Origin of the sequence: Heyndrickxia coagulans DSM 1 = ATCC 7050 (assembly GCF_000290615.1) — a bacterium.
GTDB classification, from domain to species: Bacteria; Bacillota; Bacilli; order Bacillales; family Bacillaceae_C; genus Weizmannia; species Weizmannia coagulans.
Genome location: NZ_ALAS01000209.1, coordinates 1 through 1,153, shown reverse-complemented (window position 1 = coordinate 1,153; position 1,153 = coordinate 1). Strand labels below are relative to the sequence as shown.

General features: G+C 44.4%; 1 pseudogene. It reads left to right on the top strand.

Going from position 1 to position 1,153, the window contains the following annotated elements:
• Positions 1–406: 406 nt before the first annotated feature.
• Positions 407–1,153, top strand: a pseudogene (locus tag IC21_RS11490) (helix-turn-helix domain-containing protein); the annotation flags it as partial.

Below are 1,153 nucleotides of genomic sequence, written 5' to 3'. Positions count from 1 at the left end.
GTCTTTTTTCTTTAGTGGAATAAATCAACGACCTTTAATTGTCTGACTGCTTACAGTTTCAGGGGATATAGCATTTTGGCAAGGGCTCTGGGAAATCTACCTATTAACGGCGTTTGTTATATTTTCGTCACGGATTCAGGTTTATGTAGAATACTGGATCCATTGCCTTGTTTCCATTAAACATCAGACCAAACAAGATGGGGACGACCTGAAAGTTTTGCCCGAAACTTCGGGGACCGCACTCCAAAGATTAGGGCGATTGGTGGGCAATGCCTCCGGATGGCTGGCGCGTGTTGTCCGACCCGTTGTAAATTTTTATTTATGGGTACATACCCGTTCTGCATTCTTGTCCGGCGGGGGTTGATTTACACTCATGGTAGATAAATAGGAAAGGAGTCTATCATGAATGGATCACAAGAAAGCAGATGAAATGGCAGCCCAAAGGTTTCAACTCATTTCTCCATTATTGGCGGATGGATTGGATGCCGGAAAAGCGAAGGAATTAAAGGAACAAATTTGTAAGGCCTCCGGCCTTTCTGAAAGGACTATCAGGCGTTATTTAACGCAGTTTCGAAAAGAAGGATTTTCAGGATTGAAGCCCAAAGGAAAGCAGTCCCAAACCAAGCCTGAGGCAGTCCCGCCACATATCATAGAACAGGCCATTCTACTTAGAAGAGAGACCCCCAGCCGAAGTGTTTCACAAATCATACAGATACTTGAATGGGAAGGTCTTGCAGAACCCGGGCAAATCAAACGTTCAACCCTTCAGGAAAAGCTATCAGAGAGAGGATACAGTTCCAGGCAGATGAGGCTTTATTCGCAATCAGGAGTGGCAGCCAGAAGGTTTCAAAAAAGACATCGGAATCAGCTTTGGCAGTCTGATATCAAATATGGCCCGTATTTACCGATTGGCCCAAATGGTGGCAAGAAGCAGGTATACTTGGTCGCCATTATTGATGATGCGACGAGGTATGTTTTACACGGTGAATTTTATCCGACACTTGATTCCCGGATTGTGGAGGATGCTTTTCGACAAGCAGTGCAAAAATATGGTGCTCCCGAAGCTGTATTTTGCAATAGAAAAGTGCAGAGAAATGCAATTAAAAATGCAGAGGTTTGCCACCCATTTAATTCCTTTTCGACAATGCGTGGG